The organism is Lysobacter sp. CC-YZS074 (assembly GCF_056739745.1).
Genome location: NZ_CP200301.1, coordinates 353,258 through 377,037 on the forward strand (window position 1 = coordinate 353,258; position 23,780 = coordinate 377,037).

Sequence of the window (23,780 nt, forward strand, 5' to 3'; positions counted from 1 at the left end):
TCCTCAGTCGATGCGGGCGAAGAACACCCCGTGCGGCGGCAGCCGCAGTTCGCCATCGGCGGCCGCGCCGGCGGCCAGTCCGTGATCGTCGAGCGCGCGCGGCGCCATGCCGGCCGGCAGCGGCCACGACACTTCACCGTTCGATAGGTTGAACACCACCAGCACGCGCTCTTGGCCCAGCGCGCGGGTGAACGCCAGCACGGGCTCCGGCGCGTCGACGAAGGCGATGTCGCCGCCCACCAGTGCCGGCTGCGCGCTGCGCCAGCGCAGGAAGCGGCGCGCGCTGTTGAGCACCGAGCCCGGGTCGGCCTCCTGCGTGGCGACATTGCGCGCGCGGTGGGTCTCGGGCACCGGCAGCCACGGCTCGGCCGGGCTGAAGCCGGCATCGGGGTCGGCGGTCCACGGCATCGGCGTGCGGCAGCCGTCGCGGCCCTTGAAGTTGGGCCAGAACGCGATGCCGTACGGGTCGCGCAGCTTCTCGTACGGCACCTCGGCCTCGGGCAGGCCGAGCTCCTCGCCCTGGTACAGGCACACCGAGCCGCGCAGCGAGCACACCAGCGCGACCAGTTGCCGGGCGAAGTCGTCGCTCGCATCGGCGCCGTGCGTGCCGTCGCCCCAGCGCGTCACCGCGCGCTGCACGTCGTGGTTGGACAGCGCCCAGCACGGCCAACCGTCGCTCATGCGCGACTCGAGGTTCTCGACCGTGTGGCGGATGTATGCCGCGCTGCGGTCCTCGACCAGCAGCTCGAAGCTGTAGCCCATGTGCAGGCGCTTGCCGGTGACGTACTCGGCCATGGTGCCGAGCGAGTCCTCCGAGGAGATCTCGCCGAGCGTGGTTGCGCCGGGGTAGCGGTCGAACAGCGCCCGCAGCTCCTCCATCAGTGCGAGGTTCTCCGGCTGCGTGTTGTTGTAGTGGTGGTACTGGTACGCGTACGGGTTGTCGGCGCTGAAGCCGCGGCCGACGCGCAGGTGCGCAGGCTTGGCCGGGTTGTCGCGCAGCTGCGCGTCGTGGAAGCAGAAGTTGATCGAGTCCAGCCGCATGCCGTCGACGCCGCGGTCGAGCCAGAAGCGCAGGTTGTCGAGCATCGCCGCGCGCACGGCGGGGTTGTGGAAGTTCAGCTGCGGCTGCGAGGACAGGAAGTTGTGCAGGTAGTACTGCTCGCGTCGCGGCTCCCAGGTCCACGCGCCGCCGCCGAAGATCGACAGCCAGTTGTTGGGCGGGGTGCCGTCGGGCTTCGGGTCGGCCCAGACGTACCAGTCGGCGCGCGGGTTGCCGCGGCTGGCGCGGCTCTCGGCGAACCACGGGTGCTGGTCGGAGCTGTGGCTCAACACCTGGTCGATCATCACCCGGATGCCGCGCGCGTGGGCCTCGGCCAGCAGACGGTCGAAGTCGGCGAGGGTGCCGAACAGCGGGTCGACGTCGCGGAAGTCGGCGATGTCGTAGCCGTAGTCGGCCATCGGCGAGGTGAAGAACGGCGACACCCAGATCGCGTCGACGCCAAGGCGGGCGACGTGGTCGAGCTGCGCGATGATGCCCGGCAGGTCGCCGACGCCGTCGCCGTTGGTGTCCAGGAAGCTGCGCGGGTAGATCTGGTAGATCACCGCGCCGCGCCACCAGGGTGCTGTCGCCATCCGCGTCCCCACAAACATCTCGCCGGTCGGTTGGGCGGCCGCGGGGGCGGCTCGCCGGGGCGCCACTATTCCACGGCCCGCACCGCAGCATGTTGCCGCCGCGGGTGCGCCGGCGATGAATACGTTTGCAGGAAAATTGTGCACCTGCACCGCTGACTACCATGGCGACGGACTTGCTTGGGGGTGGTGCGGATGGGGCATGACGTGACGGGCCGGGGCATGGCGGGCGACAAACCGCAACTGTCGTTCTGGCAGATCTGGAACATGTGCTTCGGCTTCCTCGGCATCCAGTTCGGGTTCGCCCTGCAGAACGCCAACGTCAGCCGGATCTTCCAGACCCTCGGCGCGGAGATGGACGACATCCCGGTGCTGTGGATCGCCGCGCCGCTGACCGGCCTGATCGTGCAGCCGATCGTCGGCTACCTGTCGGACCGCACCTGGACCGGGCTGGGCCGGCGCCGGCCGTACTTCCTGGTCGGCGCGGTGCTGGCGACGCTGGCGCTGTTCGTGATGCCCGAGTCGCCGGTGCTGTGGATCGCCGCCGGCACGCTGTGGGTGCTGGACGCGTCGATCAACATCGCGATGGAACCGTTCCGCGCGTTCGTCGGCGACCAGCTGCCATGCCGCCAGCGGCCGACCGGCTACGCGATGCAGAGCTTCTTCATCGGCGTCGGCTCGGTGGTGGCGAGCCTGCTGCCGTTCGTGCTGGCGCATTTCGGCGTATCCAACACCGCCGGCCCGGGCGAGGTGCCCGACACGGTGCGCTACGCGTTCTGGTTCGGCGGCGCGGTGCTGCTGCTGGCGGTCGGCTGGACCGTGCTGCGCACCCGCGAATACCCGCCGGCGCAGCTGCATGCCTGGGACGAGGCACCGGTGCAGGTGCGGCCGCCGCTGGACAGGGCGCGGCTGGCCAGGCACGGCGGTGCATGGCTCGGTGCCGGCGCTTTGCTGGCCGGCGCGGTCGCGGCGTTCGCGCTCGACAGGCAGCTGTACATCCTCGCCGGGCTGCTGGCCGCGTACGGGCTGGCCCAGTTCGCGCTGCGCCGGCTGCGCGCCGACCACCCGGTTGCAAGCATCCTCGGCGACCTCCACCACATGCCGCCGGTAATGCGGCAGCTGGCGGTGGTGCAGTTCTTCAGCTGGTTCGCGCTGTTCGCGATGTGGATCTACACCACCGCGGCGGTGACCGGCGTGCACTTCGGCAGCGACGATCCGACATCGGCCACCTACAACGAGGGCGCCAACTGGGTCGGCGTGCTGTTTGCGGCCTACAACGGCTTCGCGGCGCTGGCGGCCATGGTCATTCCGGCGATGGTGCGGCGGCTGGGGCTGCGCATGAGCCACCTGGTCAACGCGGTGCTCGGCGGGCTCGGCCTGTTGTCGTTCCTGGTGATCGACGACCCGCGCTGGTTGCTGCTGTCGATGGTGGGGGTCGGCTTCGCCTGGGCGTCGATCCTGTCGCTGCCCTACGCGCTGCTGTCGGACTGCCTGCCGGCGGCCAAGATGGGCGTGTACATGGGCATCTTCAACTTCTTCATCGTGATCCCGCAGCTGGTGGCGGCGAGCCTGCTCGGGTTCCTGCTCAACACCTTCCTCGGTGGTGAGCCGGTCAACGCGCTGGCGGTCGGCGGCCTGAGCCTGGTGGTGGCGGGGCTGTGCGTGCTGCGGGTGCGCGAGCCGGGTACGTCGGGCCGCGCCGTGCCACGTCGGGAGGCCGCATGAAATCCGCCCTGTCCCTCGCCCTGCTGGCCGCGCTGGCGGGTGGCTGCGTCCACGTCGCCGCGCCGGCGGAAGGTGCCGCCGCACCCGCCGCGCACGCCGTCGACTACGTCGGCACCACCGAGCCGTTCGCCGCCAACGCGGTGTACTTCGTGGTGACCGACCGCTTCGTCAACGGCGATCTGTCCAACGACCAGCGCGAGCAGGGCGGTTCCGACCCGGCGCTGCGCACCTTCGACCGGCCGACCCCCGGAGCGGAGACCCACGGCGGCAACATCGGCTATCTCGGCGGCGACTTCCGCGGCCTGCTCGACAACGCCGGCTACATCGCCGACATGGGCTTCGGTGCGGTGTGGCTGACGCCGATCGTCGACAACCCCGATGAGGCCTTCACCGGCGGCGACCCGGTCGGCTCCGACGCGTTCTTCAAGGACCGCGGCAAGACCGGCTACCACGGCTACTGGGGCGTCAACTTCTTCGAGGTGGACGAACACCTGCCCAGTCCCGGCCTCGACTTCGCCGGCCTCACCGCGGGACTGCGCGAACACGGGCTGGTGACCGTGCTCGACATCGTCGCCAACCACGGCTCGCCGTCGTTCACGATGCCGGTCGACCAGCCGAAGTTCGGCGAGCTGTACGACGCCGACGGCACCCTGGTTGCCGACCACCAGAATCTCGCGCCGGCCGACCTCGATCCGGACGGCAACCCGCTGCACGCGTTCTTCCACGACGAGCCCGACCTCGCCCAGCTGTCCAACCTCGACGACACCAATCCGGCGGTGCTCGATTACTTCGTGCGCGCCTACTCCCGGTGGATCGACCAGGGCGCCGGCGCGTTCCGCCTCGACACCATCCGCCACGTGCCGCACCCGTTCTGGAAAGCCTTCAGCGACCGCATCCGCGCGAGGCACCCGGGGTTCTTCATGTTCGGCGAGGCGTTCGACCACGAGGCCGCCAACATCGCCCCGCACACCTGGCCGGAGAACGGCGGCGTCAGCGTGCTCGACTTCCCCCTGAAGGCGGCGCTGCAGGAGGTGTTCGGCACCGCCGACGGCGGGTACGAAACGCTGGCCGATGCGCTGTACCTGGTCGACGGCCCGTACGCCAACCCCTACGAGCTGATGACCTTCTACGACAACCACGACATGCCGCGGATGGATGCCGACGATGCCGGCTTCATCGACGCCCACAACTGGCTGTTCACCGCGCGTGGGATCCCGGTCGTCTACTACGGCTCGGAAACCGGCTTCATGCGTGGCGCCGGCGAGCATGCCGGCAACCGCAACTACTTCGGGCAGGACCGCATCGACGCCGCGATCGGCCACCCGATCCACAGGCAGTTGGTGCGGATCGCCCGGGTCCGCGCCACCACGCCCGCACTGCAGCGCGGGCTGCAGGTCAACGTGGAACTGGAAGGCGACCGCGCCGCGTTCTACCGCGTGCTGCAGCACGGCGACCAGGCGCAGATCGCGCTGGTGCTGCTCAACAAGGGCGACGCACCGGCGGCGTTCGCGGTCGAGCGCTACCTGCAGGCAGGCGAATGGCGCGACGCGCTGGACGGTGGACGCGTCGAGGTCGCCAGCAGCGATGCGCTGGCAGCGACGGTGCCCGCGCACGGAGTCAAGGTGTTCGTCCTCGATGCGCCGGTGCGCGACGCGGGCCTGGCCGGAGCGCTCGACATCGCGATGGCCGGTACGCGGCGCGGGGATTGATCGGCGGCAAAGCGTCCGCTTCGCAGCCACGTCGCAATGGAGTGGCCACGGCCGCTGCCGTATCGTTGGCAGCGGTGCCCACGCGCGGGAGTCGCATGTCCGACAACGATGTCGCCAGTCCGTCCTGGGTGATGCTCGTCGAGGACGATGACGAGCTCCGCGACCGCATCCTGGTCCCGGGGCTGCGCGACGAGGGTTACGAGGTGGAGGCCGTGGGCAGCGCGCGGGAGATGTACCGGGCGATGCTGGCGCGGGACTTCGCGTTCTTCGTGATCGACGTCGGGTTGCCGGACGAGGACGGCTTCAGCCTCGCCGCGCATCTGGCCACGGTGTCCGACGCACCGCGCGTGCTGTTGACCGGCCGCGCGGCCGCCGCCGACCGCGTACGCGGGCTCGATGGCGGCGCCGACGCCTACCTCACCAAACCGGTGGACGTGGAGGTACTGGCGGCCACCCTGCGCAGCCTGGCCCGCCGCACGGGCCGCTCCGTGGGCGCGCCTGCCGGCGGTTGGAAGATCGAGCTGGAGGGGTGGCGGCTGTGCTCGCCATCCGGCAAATCGATGATGCTCACCCAGGCCGAGCACAAGCTGCTCACCGCACTGGCCGGTGACCGCGGCCAGGTGGTGAGCCGCAAGGCGATCGCGGCGTGCATGGCCGAGGACCCCGCCGATTTCGACCCGCACCGTCTGGACATGGTGGTGCACCGGCTGCGCCGCCGCGCCGCCGCGGCCCTCGGTGAGACCTTGCCGATCCGGTCGGTTCGCGCGGTCGGCTACGTGCTGGAAGTCTGACGCGGGCCGAGGTCCGAAACTTGCAGTCGCTCACCCCGAGGTGAGTCGCAAGTGATTGCAAAGTGTGATGTGGGTCCCTAGAGTGCGCCTCCGCTGGCAGGGGGGCGGCAGCGCAGCGCGTGGCTGCGGCGGATCCATTCCGTTCCTGAATCCCCGACCGACTGACTGACTGCGGGCCCCGCCGGCCCGCCGTTTTCTTGCGCCCGCCGTCCGGCGGGCAGAAGGGTTGAATGGAATGAGCTGCTCGAATATCCGCGCCGCGCGCGACCGGAACTCCGTCGCCTCCCGCCTGTCCTCGTTCCTGCAACGCCTCGGCGGCCGGGTCGGAGCCGCCATTCCAGGGCGACGCCCGCAGCCACCGAGGTGGCAGCAAGCCGTGTTGCTGTTGGCGCTCGGCGCCTGTGCCTCCGGCGTGCAGGCGGCGGAGTGCCGGCTGGCCGATCCGGAGTCGAACGGTCAGCACGTCACCGAAATCTGCTGGCTCCAGTTCGACGGCATCGACCTGAGCACGAGCGGCACGTACCCGCTCGAGTTCGACATGCCGGATGGCTCGCGCCTCGCCTTCGACGCGGTGGTCGACGTCGCCACCGGCTCCGGGCTGCAGGCTACCCAGGCCCCCACCTGGAGCGGGTCGCAGTTCAGCGGCAGCTCCGGCTACTACACGATCTACACCCCCAATTACGCCGCGCTCTACACGGCCGTCGACAGTGCGGCCACCAACACCACGGTGGTGTTGCGGAACATCCACCTGTTCTCGCCCGGTGGTGGTGAGGCATTCAACAACTTCGAGCTCGTGCTGGCCGATGCGGAGAGCACCAACGACGGCGAGTGGCTGGACTTCGGCGTCACCGGTGGAAGCAGCCTGCAGCTGCTGGAATGGCTTGGCGCCAATGCCGCCAACAACCTGAGCTGGGACGCGCCGGGCGATCCGGCCACGTCGGAGTGCGAGGCCCTGGGCTGGGGGAGCTGCGTACGGCTGAATGGCAAGACGGGTACCGCCAACGCCGCGCTGTTCACCACCGAGCGCGGCGATCCGGCCACCTTCCAGGTCCTCGGCCAGGTCAACACCGGCGGTGGCAAACAGGGCTTTACCTTCGGCATGCGGTGGGGCGGACTGCGCGTCCGCGTGGCCCTGCCGCAAGGCCGTGCGGACCCGGCCGACCAGTTCACCTACGAGGTCCTCAACGTCGCCGGCGGCGCCACCGGCAGCGAAACCACCACCGGCAGCGGAAGCAGCTATCCCTATATCGGCGGCATGGCCATCATGCCCGGCAACGTGCTGACGCTGGAGCAGGGCCTTGCCGCCGGCAGCGTTTCCACGTTCGCGCAGTACGACTCGACGATCGCCTGCACCAATGCCAACACCGGTTCGCAGACCGTGCTTCCGGGCGGGGCTTTCGACCCGGCCAACCCGCCACGGATCGACCTGATGGAACTCGGCGACAACGTCGATTGCACCATCACGAATATCCCGCGCATCGTCGATCTGTCGATCGACAAGACCGCACCGACCACGGTCGAGGGGGGCGAACCGATCGCCTACACCCTCGTGATCGGCAACAGCGGCACCCACGCGGCGACAGGTGCGGTGTTCACCGATTCGCTGCCGGTCGGGATCACCGGCGTCACCGCCAGCGACGTGACCTGCGGTGCGGCCACCGGGGGCGCGGTGTGCGGCGATCTCGACGTCACCGTCTCCGGGGACGATGCGAGCGGATACACGATTTCCGGCGTGATCGGCTCGTTGCCGGGTACCGCTACCGCCGGCGCCGGCGGCAGTTCGGTGACGATCGGCATCGACGTCGATGCCCCCGTGCGCGCCGGCACCGTCACCAATACCGCGCGCGTCGCGCTGGGAGCCGGGGATACGACGGTGTCCGAGGCCGATACCGCCAACAACGAGGACCAGGCCGACGTCGCGGTGGAGCAGGGCTCGGTGTCGATCGCGAAGAGCGCCAGCCCGGGTGCCTCGGCCGAAGTGATTGCGGGTCAGACGATCACCTACACCCTCGCCGTTGATGTGGAAGGAACGACGACCGTCGAGGCGCTGACCCTGGCCGACACGCTCGGCGCGGGCCTGACCTTCGGTCAGGTCACCAACGCCGGCGACTTCAGCGTGAGTGGTAGCGGCAACGCACGAACATTCATCCTGGCCGCCGGCGCGCTGCCGGGCACCTACAGCGTCACCTACACCGCGACCGTGAACGACGACGCGACCGGTACGGTCGGCAATGCCGTAGTGGCGAGCAATCCGCCGGGTGGCGAGCCGGATCCGGTGTGCACCAGCTGCACCACCGAGCACCCGGTAACGGCAGCGGCGATCAGCGTGACCAAGTCCGCCGACCCCGCCAACGGCGCCGAAGTGCTGCCGGGCGACACCCTGACCTACACCCTGGCCGCGACGGTGACGAACTCGGCTACCACCGAGGCACTGACCTTGGCCGACACGCTCGGTGCCGGGCTGACCTTCGGTTCAGTCACCGCCGCCGGTGACTTCAGCGTGAGTGGTAGCGGCAACGCACGAACATTCATCCTGGCCGCCGGCACGCTGCCGGGCACCTACAGCGTCACCTACACCGCGACCATCGATGCCGATGCAACCGGCACCGTCGGCAACAACGTGGTGGCCAGTAATCCGCCAGGTGGTGAGCCCGACCCGGTGTGCACGAGCTGCACCACCGAGCACCCGGTGACCGCGGCGGCGACCAGCGTGACCAAGTCCGCCGACCCCGCCAACGGCACCGAAGTGCTGCCGGGCGACACCCTGACCTACACCCTGACCGCCACGGTTACCAACTCGGCGACGACCGAGGCGCTGACCTTGTCCGACACGCTCGGTGCAGGTCTGACCTTTGGGGCAGTCACCAGCGCCGGCGACTTCACCGTCGCCGGCTCGGGCAACGCGCGCACGTTCACCCTGGCGGCCGGTGCGCTGCCGGGCACGTATAGCGTGATATACACCGCGACCGTGAACGACGACGCGACCGGCACCGTTGGCAACGCGGTCACTGCCAGCAACCCGTCGGGTGGCGAGCCGGATCCGGTGTGCACCAGCTGCACCACCGAGCACCCGGTGACCGCGGCGGCGACCAGCGTGACCAAGTCCGCCGACCCGGCCAACGGCAGCGAAGTGCTGCCGGGCGACACCCTGACCTACACCCTGACCGCGACGGTCGCCAACTCGGCCACCACCGAAGCGCTGACCCTGTCCGACACGCTCGGTGCCGGGCTGACCTTCGGAGCGGTCACCGCCGCCGGCGACTTCAGCGTCACAGGCTCGGGTAACGCACGCACGTTCACCCTGGCGGCCGGCGCGCTGCCCGGCACACACAGCGTGACCTACACCGCGACCGTTGATGCCGACGCGACAGGCACGGTCGGAAACGCGGTCACCGCCAGCAACCCGCCCGGCGGCGAACCCGACCCGGTGTGCACCAGTTGCGCCACCGAGCACTCGATCGGCGCGCCCGTGGTGCGGGTCACCAAGACCGCCGATCCGGCCACCGGCAGCGAGGTCGTCGCCGGGCAGGCGATCACCTACGCCCTCGTGGCCGAAGTTTCGGCGGCAAGGTTGACCGCGCCACTCGTGTTGACCGACACGCTCGATACCGATCTGGTCGACTTCAGCGTGTCCGACGCCGGTGCGTTCACCGTGGCTGGCAGCGACCGCGTGCGGACCTTCACCCTGCCAGTCGGCACGATGCCGGGCCGCTACGAGGTGAGCTACACCGCCACCGTGGCCGCGTCCGCGTCCGGCGACGTCGGCAACAGCGTGGTGGTGACCACCGCCGGTGGCGATCCCGACCCCGAATGCACCGCCTGCACCACCTCGCACCCCCTCGGTGCGCCGCAGGTAACGGTGGCCAAGACCGCCGATCCCGTGTCCGGCACCGAGGTCTCGCTCGGGCAGGCGATCACCTACACCCTCACCGCAGTCGTGGGCGATGCGGCGACGCTGAGCCCGGTGGTCCTGAGCGACCGGCTCGGCGAGGGCTTGACCTACGCCGGCGTGAGCGCCAACCCGGGCGGCTTCGCCGAGGCCGCCTCCGACGACGTGCGCACCTTCACCCTGCCCGCCGGTACCGTGCCTGGCCGCTACTCGGTCAGCTACACCGCCACCGTCGATCAGGACGCGGCGGTCAGCGTCGGCAACCGGGTGGCGGCCGTCGGCGGCGGCGATCCGGACGAGCCTGACGGCGAAGCGCCGACCTGCGACCCCGCCTGCGCCACCGAGCACCCGGTGGAGCGCGTCCTTCGCGTCACCGCCGCGGCGGTGTGCCGCGCCGATGCCGCCTACCTGCGCTACGAGGTCGTGCCCAACTTCGTACCGGCCACCGACTCGCCGCTGGCGCTGGTCTGGCGCGATGCGGCGGGCAATGAAGTGGTCCGGTCGAACGAACTGCCGCTCAGCGGCGAGGTGCTGTGGCCGGGGGCGCGTGTCGATGCGCAGGGCAATGGTGCCGACTGGCCGGGCTGGCGGCTCGAGGACGGCGTGTGGGTTCAGCAGGACGACGGCTTCGCCGGCCTGGTGCCGCGGGCACATGTCGAGTTCGACGTTGACCCGAGCGTCGACGTCGTCGTCGACTACCCGCCGTCGACCGCGGGCTGCCTGACCGCACCGGTCAACGTGATCCGCGCCGACGATGACGACGGCGGCCCGATCGAAGCCGAGGCCGGTCAGCCGGTGGCCGGCAATGCCTATGACAACGACGCGCTGAACAACGGCGGCGCATCGCAGGAGAACACCGTTCTCACCCTGCTGGAGCCGGCCGGACACCCGGGCGTGGCCCTGGACACCGCCACCGGCGTCATCTCGGTCGCGCCGGGCACCCCTGCGGGCGACTACACGATGGTCTACCGGATGTGCTCGCGCCGGATTCCCGACCTGTGCGACACCGCGACCATCACCGTCACGGTCGAGGCCGAGCAGGCCCTGCGCATCGTCAAGTCGGCGGGTGCGCGCGAAGCCCGCATCGGCGACCTGCTGCGCTACACCCTGACCGTCGAGAACGTCGGCCTTGCGCACGTGGTCGACGGCACGGTCATGGACGTGCCGCCGGCCGGCTTCGTCTACGTCGACGGTTCGATGGAAGTGGCCGACGGCGACGGTGCCTTCACCCTGTCGCCGGGACACCACCCGCTGCGCATCGGCGGGCTGGACATCGCCGTCGGCGAGCAGGCGACGATCGTCTATCTGCTGCGCGTCGGCGCCGGCGTGCCGGCCGGCGTGCATGTCAACGAGGCGGTCGCGACCGCACCCGACGGCCGCGCGGTCTCCAACGTCGCCACCGCCCAGGTCACCCTCGCGTCCGATCCGCTGCTCGACGACAGCCTGGTGTTCGGCACCGTGTTCGACGACCGCGATGGCGACGGATGGCAGGACAGCGCGGCACTGGGCGGCCTGCGCGTGCAGGGCGGCTTCGACGCCGCTGCCTACGTCGCCGGCTCGACTGCGATCGACCACGGCGATGGCATGCAGCCGGTGGCCGACGCCAGCGCCCCGCTGCTGCACGGCCTCGACGTGGGTGAATTGAGCGGGCGCCAATCGGTCGCCGACCCGGCGCAGGCGCACCGGATCGTCATTCGCCAACGTCTGCGCGAGCCCGCGTTCACCGGCGACTTCGTGCTCGCCAGCGGGCAGGGCATCAGCGTCCACATGGACGCCGAAGGCCGCACCCGCGTGGAGCGCTCCGGCGACGCCGCCAGGGGCTTGGCCGCGGCGGCACCGACGGTGGAACGCCGGGTCACGCCGGTCGACGGCGGCTACCAGGTGGATTACGTCATCCGCAACGAAGGTATCGACGAGCGTGGCATCCCCGGCGTGCGCATCGCCTCGGTCGAGGGCCTGCTGGTCGAGACCGACCAGTACGGGCGCTACCACCTGGCCGACGTGCACGGCGGCGACACCTCGCGCGGGCGCAACTTCATCCTCAAGGTCGACCCGGCGACGCTGCCGGCCGGCAGCGAGTTCACCACCGACAACCCGCGCCTGCGTCGGGTCACTCCCGGCCTGCCGGTGCGCTTCGACTTCGGCGTGCGCCTGCCGGTGCAGGCGATCCCCGGCGGCCGCGAAACGATCGAGCTGGAACTGGGCGAGGTGCTGTTCGCTCCCGGCAGCGCCGACGTGGACGCGCGCCACCTGCCCGTGGTCGCGCGCATGGCCGCGCAGGTGCAGGCGCACGGTGGCGGCGAGGTGGTGATCACCGCCGACGGCGCGGAGGCTTTGGCGCTGCGCCGCGCAACCGCGGTCCAGCAGGCACTCGTCGCCCGGCTGGACGACGCGGCGCGCGACGGCCTGCAGGTGACGGTACGTGCCCGCGCCGGTGACCCGCAGTCGCTGGTGGCCGCGGTCGACGGTGATCGCACCCTGCTCGGCACCGTCCTGTTCGACACCGACCGGTCCGACATCCGGCCCGGGTACGAGCCGCTGCTCGATGCGGTGGCGGCGCGGCTGGAGTCGCTCGGCGGCGGCACCGTGGTCATCGTCGGCCACACCGACGTGCGTGGCTCCCACGCCTACAACACCGCGCTCGGCCTGCGCCGCGCGCAATCCGTGCAGCAGGCGCTGGCGGCACGGTTGAGTCCGCCGCTGCGCAAAACGCTGCGGGTGGACACCAGCAACGATCCGGCTGCCCCGGTCGGCATGCGGCGCAACTGACAGGGGAACCGACATGAAGATGAAACTGCTCGACCTGGCGCTGGTCGCCGCGTTGTACGGCGTCGTGCCCGCGGCCCTTGCGCAGGACGCCGACGGCGCGGCCAGCGCCGGTGCCAACGCGATTCCCGCGGGAACCGACTGCAGCGACCGCGCGTGCACCAGCGGCGACGGTTTGCTGTTTCGCCTGCACACCCGGAGCTACGACCAGCCGGCGAGCGACGGCACCGATGCCGGCTCCAGCGCCGAGGCGCTGCAGCCTGACCGCCGCGCCAGCATCGCCGTCCAGGCGCCCGGCAGCGCCGAAGTGGCCGGCCGCTTCTCGGTGCAGTTGCCGGGTGGCGGGGTGATCTGGGCAACCGAGGACCCCGACCTCGGCCAGCCGGAACTGTCGGTTTCGGCGCCGACGATGGTCGCGTTCGACGGGCGCGCTGTCAGCGCGCCGGTGCGGTTCTTCGTGCGCGGCAACTACCCGGCCTTCATCGAACGCATGGAGCTGGTGCTGTTCCGCGCCGGCGACGCCGACCTCATCGAACCGGTGGCCACGGTGCCGGTGGAGGTCGCCGCGGCGATCCAGGCCGAGTGGGACGGCGCCCTGCCGGCCGGCCACCGGTTCCGTACCGGCGACGAGCTGGTCTACGTGCTGCGTGCCTACGATGCCGACGGCAACGTCGACGAGACCGCGCCGCGCACGATCCAGCTGGTCCGCCCCGAGGAAGCCGAGCGCGGCACCCTGCGGCTGCGCGACCAGGCCGAGACGGCGCTCGGGGTCGCGATGGATGCCGACACCGCGCTCGAGCGCAGCCTGGTCGACCGGGCGTTCGACGGTAACGGGCTGCGCCAGCAGAACATCGCCGTGTACGGCTCGCGCGTGCGCATCCAAGGCCGCAACCTGCCCGAAGGCCAGGCATTGTCGATCAACGGCGACGGCTACCCGGTCGACCTGGAGCGCAAGTTCGTCGCCGAGTACCTGGTGCCGGTCGGCCACCACCGGTTCGAGATCGCGGTCGGCGGCGACGCTGCCCGCGAGCCGGCGCGCTACACGCTCGACGTCGATGTCACCGGCCGCTACTTCTTCGGCGTCGGCATCGCCGACGTGACGGTCCACGAGAACCGCGCCAGCGGTCCCGGGCGCGCCCTGGCCGAGACCGGCCGCGACGACGACATCCTCGGTGACGGCCGGCTGGCGTTCTACGTGAAGGGCAAGGCGGCCGGGAAGTATCTCGTCACCGCCCAGGCCGACACCCGCGAGCGGCCGCTGGAGGACCTGTTCGACGGCTTCACCGACGCCGACGCACGCGACGTGTTCCGGCGCCTGGATCCCGACCTGTACTACCCGACCTACGGCGACGACTCGCGCACCTGGCGCGACGTCGACACGATGGGCCGGTTCTTCCTGCGGGCCGAGTGGGACAAGAACGAAGCGCTGTGGGGCAACTTCTCCACCGGCCTCACCGGCACCGAGTACGGCCAGTACGTGCGCTCGCTGTACGGCGCCGCGCTGAACTGGCGCTCGCGCGCGACCAACGCCTGGGGCGACCCGGCCACCCTGCTGCGCGTGTTCGCCTCCGAGGCGCAGACCGCGCCGGGCCACAGCGAGTTCATCGGCACCGGTGGCAGCCTGTACTACCTGCGCCACACCGAAGTGCTGCCCGGGTCCGACCAGGTCGTGCTCGAAGTGCGCGACGCCACCACCGGCCGCGTCGAGGAGCGCGTCGAACTGGTGCGCGGCGCCGACTACGAGATCGACGAGCTGCAGGGCCGCATCCTGCTGACGCGCCCGCTGGCGCAACTCACCCTGCTCAATCGTCCGACGATCACGCGCGACCGGCCGCTGGACGGGCTGGAGCAGCGGCTGATCGTCGACTACGAATGGGTGCCGGACGGCTTCGATGCCGACGAGGTCGCCGCGGGCCTGCGTGGCAAGCACTGGTTCGGCGACCATCTCGGCGTCGGCCTGACCCGGGTCGACGAGAACCGCGCCGGCGAGGACTACACCCTGACCACCGGCGACGTCACCCTGCAGGCCGGCAAGGGCACCTACCTCAAGCTCGAACACGGTCGCACCGAATCCACCGGCGCGCCGGTGTTCTTCTCCGACAACGGCGGCTTGGACTTCACCCGGCTCAACCCCGTCGGACCGCGCGAAGGCGAGGCCACCGCGGTCGAGGCACGGGCCAACTTCCGCGAGCTGGGCTGGAGCGCGAACGACTGGAGCGCCGGCGCCTGGTGGCGCCACGTCGATGCCGGCTACTCCGTCGCGCGCAACGACACCGGTGCCGCGATCGAGGAGTACGGCAGCGAAGTGCTCGGCCAGCTCGGCACCGACCTCGGCCTGTACGCGCGCTTCAGCCGCGCCGAACGCGCCGGCGAGGCGCTCACCCAGGCGCAGGCGACGCTCGAATGGCGCCTGGGCGAGGCCAATGCGCTGACCGCCGAGGTCCGCCGGGTCGAGGAGGAGCGCGCCGCCACCGAGGCCGCCGGCCTGCTTGGCGCACTGCGCTACTCCCACCGCATCGGCACCGCGCTGGACCTGTACAGCACCGCGCAGCTCACCCTCGACGACGACAGCGGCCGCTATGCCGACAACGATGCGCTCAGCGTGGGCGGCACGTACCACTTCGCCAACCTCTCGAGCGTCGGTGCCGAAGTGGGCACCGGTGACCGCGGCGATGCCGCGCAGGTCAACGCCGAGTACCGGTTGAGCGCGCAGCAGAGCTTCTACGGCAGCTACACCGCCTCGACCGACCGCACCGGCTACGACCCGCTGTTCAACCCGCGCGCGCGCAACGGCTGGACCCTGGGCCAGCGCTGGCGACTGTCGGACCAGGTGAACCTGTTCAACGAGAGCCAGTTCCTCAAGGACCGCGACGCGTCGGGCCTGGCGCACACGTTCGGCATGGACTTCTACCCGGCGCGCGGCTGGAACACCGGCTTCACCCTCAGCGACGGCGAGCTGGTCAACACCGGCGGTGGCGAAGTCGACCGCCGTGCGGTGAGCGTGCACGGCGGCCGCACCTCGACCGCCACCGACTGGCAGAGCAAGCTCGAGTGGCGCCGCGACACCGGTGCCGAGCGTCGCACCCAGTGGGTCAGCACCAACCGCGTCAGCCACCAGGTCAACGACAGCTGGCGGCTGGCGGCGCGGCTGAACTACGCCGACACCGACGACCAGTTGCAGCCGGCCGCCGGCGCGAAGTTCATCGAGGGCAACCTCGGCTTTGCCTACCGGCCGTGGGACAACACCCGCTGGGGCCTGTTCGGCCGTTACACCCACCTCTACGACCTGGCCACGCTGGGGCAGGTCGGTGGCGCCGACTACGACCAGAAGACCCGGGTGCTATCGCTGGAGGGCGTGTACCGGGTCGATGTGAACTGGGAACTCGCGGCCAAGCTGGCCCGGCGCGAGGGCGAGGTCCGCTTCGGCCGTGGCACCGGCGCATGGTTCGATTCGGCCACGACCTTCGCCGCCGGCCAGCTCCGCTACGAGCTGCTGCAACGCTGGCACGCGCTGGCCGAGTACCGCTGGCTCGACGTCGACGACGGCGGCACCCGCGAGGGCTGGCTGGTAGGGGTCGACCGCGACCTCAACCGCCATTTCCGGATCGGCGTCGGCTACAACTTCACCGACTTCAGCGACGACCTGACCGACTTCGACTACGACCACCGGGGCTGGTTCGTGAACCTCACCGGCAGCTACTAGCCGGCGACGCCGCGCACCTGCGATATCGTGGCGGCCACTGCCGTTGTGGCGTCCGCGTCCCTGTCCGATGACTCCAGCCGAGAACGCCCGCAGCGGCGCCAGTGCCCCTCCCGATCGCGGCATCCGCGCCTGGCTGGCCCGGGTGCCTGCGGACGACCCGGTCGACCGGCGCAACGCGCCGATGTTGCAGGTCGTGCTGCTGTTGCTGGCCAGCCTGCCGCCACTGACCTGGACCTACCGCCTGCTCGTCGTTCCGCTGCCGCTGCGTCCCGGCGAGCCGGTGGCGCTGGCGTCGAGCCTCGCGGTGAGCGCGCTGGCGGTCTTCAGTTTCGTGCTGATCCGCCGCGGGCGGGTGCAATGGGCGGTGCGGCAGCTGGTGGCCGTCGCCGCGGCCGCGATGATGCTGGCCTACGTGGCCGGCGGCTACGAGTCCCAGCAGTTCGAACAACTGATCCATGTGGTCTGGCTGGTGATCGCCGGCCTGATGATCGGCCGTCGCGCGCTGTGGCTGCTGTACGGCTGGATCGTGCTCGCGATCGTGCTGGGCATACGCACCGACTTCGTGGCGGGCCGCGGCCTCGACGAGGTCGCGGCGGTGGTCGGTGATGGCGTGATCGGCGCGATGATCTTCCTGTTCATCACCATCGTGCTGGACCGCAGCTCGGCCGCCTTCCGCGACAGCCTGCGGATGGCGACCCGGCGCGGCGCCGAGCTCGAACAGGCCAACCGGGCGCTGCACGAGGAGATGCGCGAGCGCGAGCGGGTGCGCGAGCAGCTGATCCACGCGCAGAAGATGGAGGCGGTGGGGCGGCTGTCGAGCGGGGTGGCGCACGATTTCAACCACCTGCTCGGGCTGATCCAGGGCTACGCCGCGCAGGGGCGCCGCCGCGGCGACGCCGAAGCCATGCGGGCGGCGCTGGACGGCGTGGAATCGGCCGCGCGCCGGGCGGCGACGGTCAGCCACAAGCTGCTCAACTTCAGCCGCCGCGACGTGACCCGGCACGAGGTGTTCGACGCCGCGGCGGCCATGGAAGACATGCGGCCGGTCCTGCGCCAGCTGTTCGACCCCGCCGTCGAAGTGGTGCTGGACACCACCCCGGGCACCTGCCGGATCCGCTTCGACCGGGCCCAGTTCGAGCTGCTGGTCATCAACCTGGCCGCCAACGCGAACGACGCCATTGATGGCCGCGGCCGGTTCGAAGTGCACGTGCATCCGCAAGCGGAACGGGTGCGGCTGGAATTCGTCGACACCGGCCACGGCATGGACGAGGCGGTGCGGCAGCAGGCGTTGGAGCCGTTCTTCACCACCAAACCCGCGGGCGAGGGCACCGGTTTGGGACTTGCGGTGATCGCCAACCTTGTCGCCGAGGCCGACGGCGTTATCGACATCGAGTCGGTGCCGGGCAAAGGCACGCGCGTGTGCCTGCGGTTGCCACGGGCGATGGACGGTCGGGACGCCCCGGCATCGCCGGTGGTCGAGGCGACGCTGCGGCACTGACACGCACGAGCGCGATCAGTCCGTACTCGCCCCGCTCGACCGCCGCACCACCAGTTGCGCCGGCAGCATCCGGCTCTGCGCCGGTTGGCCGTCGACCAGCGCCAGCAGGGTCTCGACCAGCAGCTCGCCGGCGCGGGTGGTGTCCTGGGCGACGGTGGTCAGCGCGGGATGGGTGAAGCGTGCGGTCGGGATGTCGTCGAAGCCGACCATCCGCACGTCGTCGGGGACCCGCAGGCCGTGTTCCTCGAACGCGCGCAGGGCGCCGATCGCGATCAGGTCGCTGGCGGCGAACACCGCGTCGAAACCCGGCTCGGCCGGCGTGCTGCCGCAGCGCTCGATCAGCGTGCGGGCGGCGGCATGGCCGTCGTCCTCGGCGCTCTGCGCGTCGACCTGCAGCGCCGGGTCCATCGCGCCGCCGACCGCCTGCAGCGCGGCGTCGCAGCCGCGGTAGCGGTCGAGGAACTCGGGGTAGTGGCTGGACGCATCGCCGAGGAAGGCGACGCGCCGGCAGCCGAGCCCGGCCAGGTGCGCGCCGACCAGCTCGCCGCCGTGGAAGTTGTCGCAGCCGATCGACAGCCCCGGCTGGTCCGGCAGCACCGCGCCCCAGCGCACGAAGCGGGTGCCCTGTCCGACCAGGGTGTCGAGCTTGCCGCGGTAGCTCAGGTAATCGCCGTAGCCGAGCAGGATCAGGCCGTCGGCCTTGCGGCTGTCGGCGTAATCGGCGTGCCAGTCGTCCGACAGCTGCTGGAACGACACCAGCAGGTCCTGCCCGGCGCGCGCGCAGGCGCGGGTGATCGAGCCGAGCATCGACAGGAAGAACGGGTTGATGTGCGAGTCGTCCGCGGTCGGGTCCTCGAACAGCAGCAGCGCCAGCGTGCCCGAGCGCTGCAGGCGCAGACTGGAGGCGTGGCGGTCGACGGTGTAGTTGAGCTCGCGCACCGCTTCCTCGACCCGGCGGCGGGTCTCGGCGTTGACCAGCGGCGAGCCGCGCAGCACGCGCGATACGGTGGCCTGCGAGACGCCCGCGTGGTGGGCGATGTCGATCGAAGTGGCCTTGGTGCGCCTGCGCGGCGGCGTGGTCGGACTGCTCATGCCGGATCGAGTGTAGGCGCAGCGGCGGCCGGCCGCATCGGCGCCACCGCGGTGGCATGGGCGGATGGCCGGGTGCCGGCGCCCACCCGCGCATCGCCGGGCCGCGGGCGGGTCAGGGCGCCACCGGTGTTCCGCCAAGCCATTCGAGCGCCGACTCGCGGTCGTGGAAACGCCGGAACGGGTAGTGCCGCGCCTCGGCGAGCACTTCCACGGTGGCGTTGAACAGCTGGCCGTTCCGGCCCACGAAGGCGATCCGGCACACGTGCAGCAGCGGGTCGCAGGAGATCCGGCGGACGAACGTGCTGATGTCGACGATCCGTTCGGCCTGCGGCCGTGCTTCGACATAGTCGATGAGGATCCGCCGGTAGCCGGTGTCGGCCAGCAGTTCCAGCGTTTCCTGGTACGCCTGCGTCCGACTCGCGATGGTGACGCTGCCGGTGTATTGCACGTCGACCAGGCCATGGCGGTGGTCGACGCGGACGGTGTAGGCCAAGGTGTCCTCCCCCAAGGACAAGAGCCGCCATCCAAGCAGACGGCGGCGGGAAAGTCGATGGGGAGCAATGGCTGCGGCGTGGGCCGCCGCCACCGGTGGGGCTCACCTCACCACGCAAGGTTCAACTTCAGCCACGCGGTGCGGCCGGGCTCGTTGATCCGCACCGGGTCGGCCGGGTAGCCGAAGTCGGCGTTGCCGGCGAGGTTGAGGTGCTCGCTGTAGGCGCGGTCGAACACGTTGTCGACGCCGGCGGTGAGCTGCAGGCCGTTGTCGAAGCGGTAGCCGGCGTTGAGCGCGACGGTGGCGAAGCCAGGGCTGGGGCCGAGGTCCTGGCCGACCACGTTGCCGTAGCCGGGGGCGACGCGGTCCTGGCCGTCGACCACCCGCAGCAGGGCGCCGGCGGTCCACTGGCGGTTGTCCCACGTCGCGGTCAGGCGCGACTCCAGCGGGGTCATCTGCGGCAGTGGGCGGCCGCTGTCACGGTCTTCGCCGCGGGCATGGGCGAGGGTGGCGCCGAGCTTCCAGTGTCCGGTCGGGCGCAGTTCGACGCCGAGCTCGGCGCCGCGGGTCTCCGCGTCGATATTCGACACGATGCTGCTGCCGGCCATCATGCCGTCGGCCGGGTAGTGGAACTGGATGAAATCGTCGACCCGGCCGGCGTAGGCCGACACCCACGCGTCCACCTTCCTGCCGCGGTAGTGCAGGCCGATGTCGAGCTGGGTGGTCTTTTCGGTGTCGAGCCCGGCGAACGCGTTCGCCCCGCCCATGCCCATGCCGCCGCCGAACGACCTGGCCGAGAACAGCTCCCAGTAGTCGGGCATGCGCTCGGTGTGGCCGAGGCCGGCGTACCAGGTCAGCGGCCGGCGGGCGGCGTCGCGTTCGAAGCGGACGAAGCCGGCCGACAGCGTGTCCTCGCGGGTCTGGCCGGCGGTCGGGCTCGGCATCGCGCCACCGCCGTGGCCACCGGAGACGGTGGCGCGCTCGTCGGTGGCTTCGGCGCGGTCGAAGCGCGCACCGGCGATCCAGCGGTTGCGCTCGCCCTGGAACCAGGTGCCCTCGGCAAACGCGCCGAGGCTGGCGAAGCGCGCGTCGACCGTCCACGGCTGCGCGCTGTAGGTGTCGCGACCCATGCCGTTGCGGCGGCGGTGGCGGCTGTCCTGGCCGTCGACGCCGGCGACCAGTTCGTAGGCGTCGCCGCGCCAGGTGGCGGCGAACCTTCCACCGCTGGTGCGGCGCTCGACGTTGCTCGCCATCGGCATCGGCATCGCGCCGTCGGGGTTGGGCTCGCGCAGGCTGTAGTTGTCCATCACGTGGTCGGCGACGTTGTGGAACACGCTGGCCTCGATGTCGCGCAGGTGCTCGCCGATGTTGGTTTTCTCGAAGCGCAGGCTGGCGTTGTCGCGCTCGAACTGGCTGCCGTCCATGCCGCGGGTGGCGTAGCGCGACTCGCCGTCGCCGATGCCCACGCCGAGTTCGAGCAGGGTGTCGGGGTCGGGTGTCCAGCCGATTGCGGCGTCGGCGTTCCACTTCTTCCACGCCGATCCGACGGTGTCGCCATTGCCGTCGCGGTAGTCGTCGGATTCGGAGCGGTTGGCGCTGACGCGGGCGTAGCCCAGGCGCTCGCCGTACGTCGCGTCGACGACCTGGTCGTTGCGGCCGAAGCTGCCGCCGAGCAGGCTGCCGGCAGCCTTGAACGTGGGCGACTCGAAGTGCTCGCGGTCGCGTTCGAAGCGCACCGTGCCGGCCGAGGCGCCGGGCCCCCACAGCACGGTCTGCGGTCCCTTGACCACGACCAGCCGGTCGTAGGTTTCGGGCGCGACGTAGGACATCGCGTTGTCCATCCGGCTCGGGCAGGCGCCGGGCATCGCGCCGTCGTTGGTCAGCAGGTTGAGGCGCGAGCCGAACATGCCGCGCAGCACGGGGTCGCCGTTGGTGCCGCCGTTGCGCACCGCGGAGAAGCCCGGAATGGTCTTGAGGTAGTCGGCGCCGTCACTGGCCGGGACCGGCTGGCGCGGCAGCTTGGGGCTGGTGTCGAAGGTCAGCGCCGACACCGGCGCGGCGGCGAGGACGACGATCGCGTCGAGGTCGAACGGGTCGGCGGTGGTGTCGGCCGGGACATCGGGGGCGGCGGGTGCGGCGGCCAGCGCCGGCGCGGACAGCGCCAGCCACAGGGCGGCGGAGAGGGAGGACAGGTGGGTCGCCGGGGCACGGAGGCTCGTCATGGCGGGGCTTCCTTGGGCAAAGAGGGGGCGTGCGGCGCCAATGGGCGCAGCGGAATGCGGAGTCGTTCGGGTGGAGCGCGGCGGCTCCGGGTGCGCGGATCAGGCCGTCGTGGGCGGTCCGCGGGCGTGCAGCCCGTGGGGTCGACGGGCGGCGTGGCCGGGGGTCACGGCCAGCGACGGCGCCGGGCCCGGTGGTGCGATCGCCATGAGCGGCCGCGCGGGTGCGCTGCCGGCGAGCTGGGCCAGCAGCGGGCAGTACGGGCAGTCCGCATGGTCGGCGTGCCCTCCGCCCGGCGCGGGCGCGAACGGTTGCGGTGCGGTGGCGTCGGCGTCGGCCGCGTGCATGCCGTGGGCGTGGCCGTGCGCGGCATCGGTGCCGGCCTGGGCGGCATGGGCGATCGCCGCACCGGATGCACCGGCGTACAGGCGGCCGGCGGTCGGCACCACCGCCAGCGCCAGCATCGCGGCCAGCGCAAGCCGGCTGGTCCAGTAGCGGAACACACGGCGCGGGCAGATGGCTTTCATCGCGATGCCATTTTCGCATCGCTCGCCCCGCCGTCCCTGATCCAGGTCAAGACGGTGGCGTATGGAGCCGAAGAGCCCCTTTCGGCGGCCTCGGGCAGAGCGCCGACCAATGCCGGGATTGCTCCATACGCAGCCGTCCGGTCGACTTGATCCAGATCAGGGTGGGCCCTTCGCCGGACGCCTAACGTGCGTGGCAACGAAGAACCCGACACCTCCGAAGGACACCCGAAGATGAAAAACCTGGTCCTCCTGTTCGCCCTCGCGGCCGCCGGCGGCTTCACGCCGATGGCCTTCGCCGACCAGCACCACGCGGCCGTGACCCCGGTGGCCGACGTCACCTTCACCCTGAAAACGCAGATCCACGAAGGCCAGCTGGTCTTCGTCGGCGATGCCGGCGCGATCAAGGGCCAGGTCGCCCCCGACCTGAAGGTGCCCGAAGGCGCGGTGGTCGCGATCACCGTGGTCAATGGCGACGGCGCGATGCACGATGTCGCCGTGCCCGAATTCGGCGCGCAATCCGACCAGCTGGTCGGCGAGGGCGCGGCGACCACGATCGTGTTCCGCGCCACCCGGGCCGGCACCTTCGAGTACCTGTGCACCATCCCGGGCCACAAGGCCGCGGGCATGTTCGGCAAGCTGATCGTCGGCGACGTGGCGGAGACCGTCAGCACCGCGGTCGACATCGCCAGGAACCCCATGGACGTCGGTGAGCCGGTCGGCGACCGCGCGCCCCGGCACATCACCTACGACCTGCTGACCACCGAGGTCGAGGGCAAGCTCTCGGACGGCAGCACGTACCGCTACTGGACCTTCAACAACACCGTGCCCGGCCCGCTGCTGCGCATCCGCCAGGGCGACAGCGTCACCGTCAACCTGAAGAACGCCGAGGACAGCATCAACATCCACTCGGTTGACTTCCACGCGGTGATCGGCCCGGGCGGCGGCGCGGCGGTGACCCAGGTCGCGCCGGGCCAGACCAAGAGCTTCACCTTCAAGGCGATGCACCCGGGCCTCTACGTCTACCACTGCGCCACGCCGATGATCGCCCACCACATCTCCAACGGCATGTACGGAATGATCCTGGTCGAGCCGGAAGGCGGCCTGGCGCCGGTCGACAGGGAGTTCTACGTGATGCAGGGCGAGCTCTACACCGCGCAGAAGCACGGTTCGCGCGGGCTGCAGGAGTTCTCGCTGGACAAGCTGCTCGACGAGAACCCCGAGCACCTGATGTTCAACGGCTCGATGGACGCGTTGACCAAGACCTACCCCATGGAGGCGAACGTCGGCGAAAGCGTGCGGATGTTCTTCGGCGTCGGCGGGCCGAACCTGACCTCGAGCTTCCACCTGATCGGCGAGGTGTTCGACCGGGTCTACAACCTGGCCTCGTTCACCAGCCCGCCGCTGACCGACGTGCAGACCACGCTGGTGCCGCCGGGCGGGGCGACGATGGTCGAGTTCAATGTCGACTACCCGGGCCGGTACATCCTGGTCGACCATGCGCTCAGCCGCGCGGAGAAGGGCCTGGCCGGGTTCCTCACCGTCAAGGGCGAGGCCGACCCGACGATCTTCCAGACCGACGAGGAGATCGACGTCCACTCGGGCCACTGAGGCACGCCGGTGCCCTGCCCCTACCGCAGCCGGGCCGCGAACGCGGTCCGGCTTTTTTCTGCCGCACGGCCGTGCGCCGACCCGAGCGGGTGTGCATGATCGGTCGCGAACCGGACGGGCGACCTCTGGC

At 70.9% G+C, this 23,780-nt stretch carries 12 protein-coding genes; 7 read left to right on the forward strand and 5 right to left on the reverse strand.

What is annotated here, in order from left to right:
- Positions 1 to 3 precede the first annotated feature (3 nt).
- Positions 4 to 1,632: an alpha-glucosidase family protein gene (locus U8331_RS01515; protein ID WP_481131878.1), complete on the reverse strand. Its 1,629-nt coding sequence runs from the start codon at positions 1,630 to 1,632 to the stop codon at positions 4 to 6.
- Between the two features lie 219 nt (positions 1,633 to 1,851).
- Here U8331_RS01515 and U8331_RS01520 point away from each other — a divergent pair, with 219 nt between their 5' ends.
- The 6 genes from U8331_RS01520 (at position 1,852) to U8331_RS01545 (ending at position 17,710) form a co-directional block, all read left to right on the forward strand.
- The gene (locus tag U8331_RS01520) at positions 1,852 to 3,354 is read left to right on the forward strand and encodes an MFS transporter (protein WP_481131879.1); all 1,503 of its coding nucleotides are present in this window, start codon (positions 1,852 to 1,854) and stop codon (positions 3,352 to 3,354) included.
- Complete coding sequence (locus U8331_RS01525) at positions 3,351 to 5,063, forward strand: alpha-amylase family glycosyl hydrolase (protein WP_481131880.1); 1,713 nt, start codon at positions 3,351 to 3,353, stop codon at positions 5,061 to 5,063. Before U8331_RS01520 ends, U8331_RS01525 begins: the two co-directional genes overlap by 4 nt.
- 95 nt (positions 5,064 to 5,158) lie before the next feature.
- On the forward strand, positions 5,159 to 5,854 hold the full coding sequence (locus tag U8331_RS01530; protein WP_481131881.1) for a response regulator transcription factor: 696 nt from the start codon (positions 5,159 to 5,161) through the stop codon (positions 5,852 to 5,854).
- A gap of 376 nt (positions 5,855 to 6,230) precedes the next feature.
- Entirely contained in the window at positions 6,231 to 12,512 is a 6,282-nt protein-coding gene (locus tag U8331_RS01535) for a DUF7927 domain-containing protein (protein ID WP_481131882.1), read from the forward strand.
- Positions 12,513 to 12,525: 13 nt separating this feature from the next.
- Positions 12,526 to 16,212: a hypothetical protein gene (locus U8331_RS01540; RefSeq protein WP_481131883.1), complete on the forward strand. Its 3,687-nt coding sequence runs from the start codon at positions 12,526 to 12,528 to the stop codon at positions 16,210 to 16,212.
- Positions 16,213 to 16,279: 67 nt separating this feature from the next.
- Positions 16,280 to 17,710 carry a sensor histidine kinase gene (locus U8331_RS01545; protein WP_481131884.1) on the forward strand — a complete coding sequence of 477 codons (1,431 nt, stop codon included), beginning with the start codon at positions 16,280 to 16,282 and terminating at the stop codon, positions 17,708 to 17,710.
- Positions 17,711 to 17,725: 15 nt separating this feature from the next.
- On the opposite strand, the gene U8331_RS01550 is transcribed toward U8331_RS01545, so the two are convergent.
- The 4 genes from U8331_RS01550 to U8331_RS01565 form a co-directional block, all read right to left on the reverse strand.
- Complete coding sequence (locus U8331_RS01550; protein ID WP_481131885.1) at positions 17,726 to 18,802, reverse strand: LacI family DNA-binding transcriptional regulator; 1,077 nt, start codon at positions 18,800 to 18,802, stop codon at positions 17,726 to 17,728.
- A gap of 112 nt (positions 18,803 to 18,914) precedes the next feature.
- Complete coding sequence (locus U8331_RS01555; RefSeq protein ID WP_481131886.1) at positions 18,915 to 19,295, reverse strand: hypothetical protein; 381 nt, start codon at positions 19,293 to 19,295, stop codon at positions 18,915 to 18,917.
- A gap of 107 nt (positions 19,296 to 19,402) precedes the next feature.
- Positions 19,403 to 21,517 (reverse strand): TonB-dependent copper receptor, encoded by a 2,115-nt coding sequence (locus U8331_RS01560; protein WP_481131887.1) that lies wholly within the window; start codon positions 21,515 to 21,517, stop codon positions 19,403 to 19,405.
- A 99-nt stretch (positions 21,518 to 21,616) separates the two neighbouring features.
- Positions 21,617 to 22,042 (reverse strand): DUF2946 domain-containing protein, encoded by a 426-nt coding sequence (locus U8331_RS01565; RefSeq protein WP_481131888.1) that lies wholly within the window; start codon positions 22,040 to 22,042, stop codon positions 21,617 to 21,619.
- 231 nt (positions 22,043 to 22,273) lie between these two features.
- Between U8331_RS01565 and nirK the strand changes: the two genes are divergently transcribed.
- A complete protein-coding gene (gene nirK, locus U8331_RS01570; RefSeq protein WP_481131889.1) occupies positions 22,274 to 23,650 on the forward strand; it encodes a copper-containing nitrite reductase in 1,377 nt (458 codons plus the stop codon).
- Positions 23,651 to 23,780: the final 130 nt, after the last annotated feature.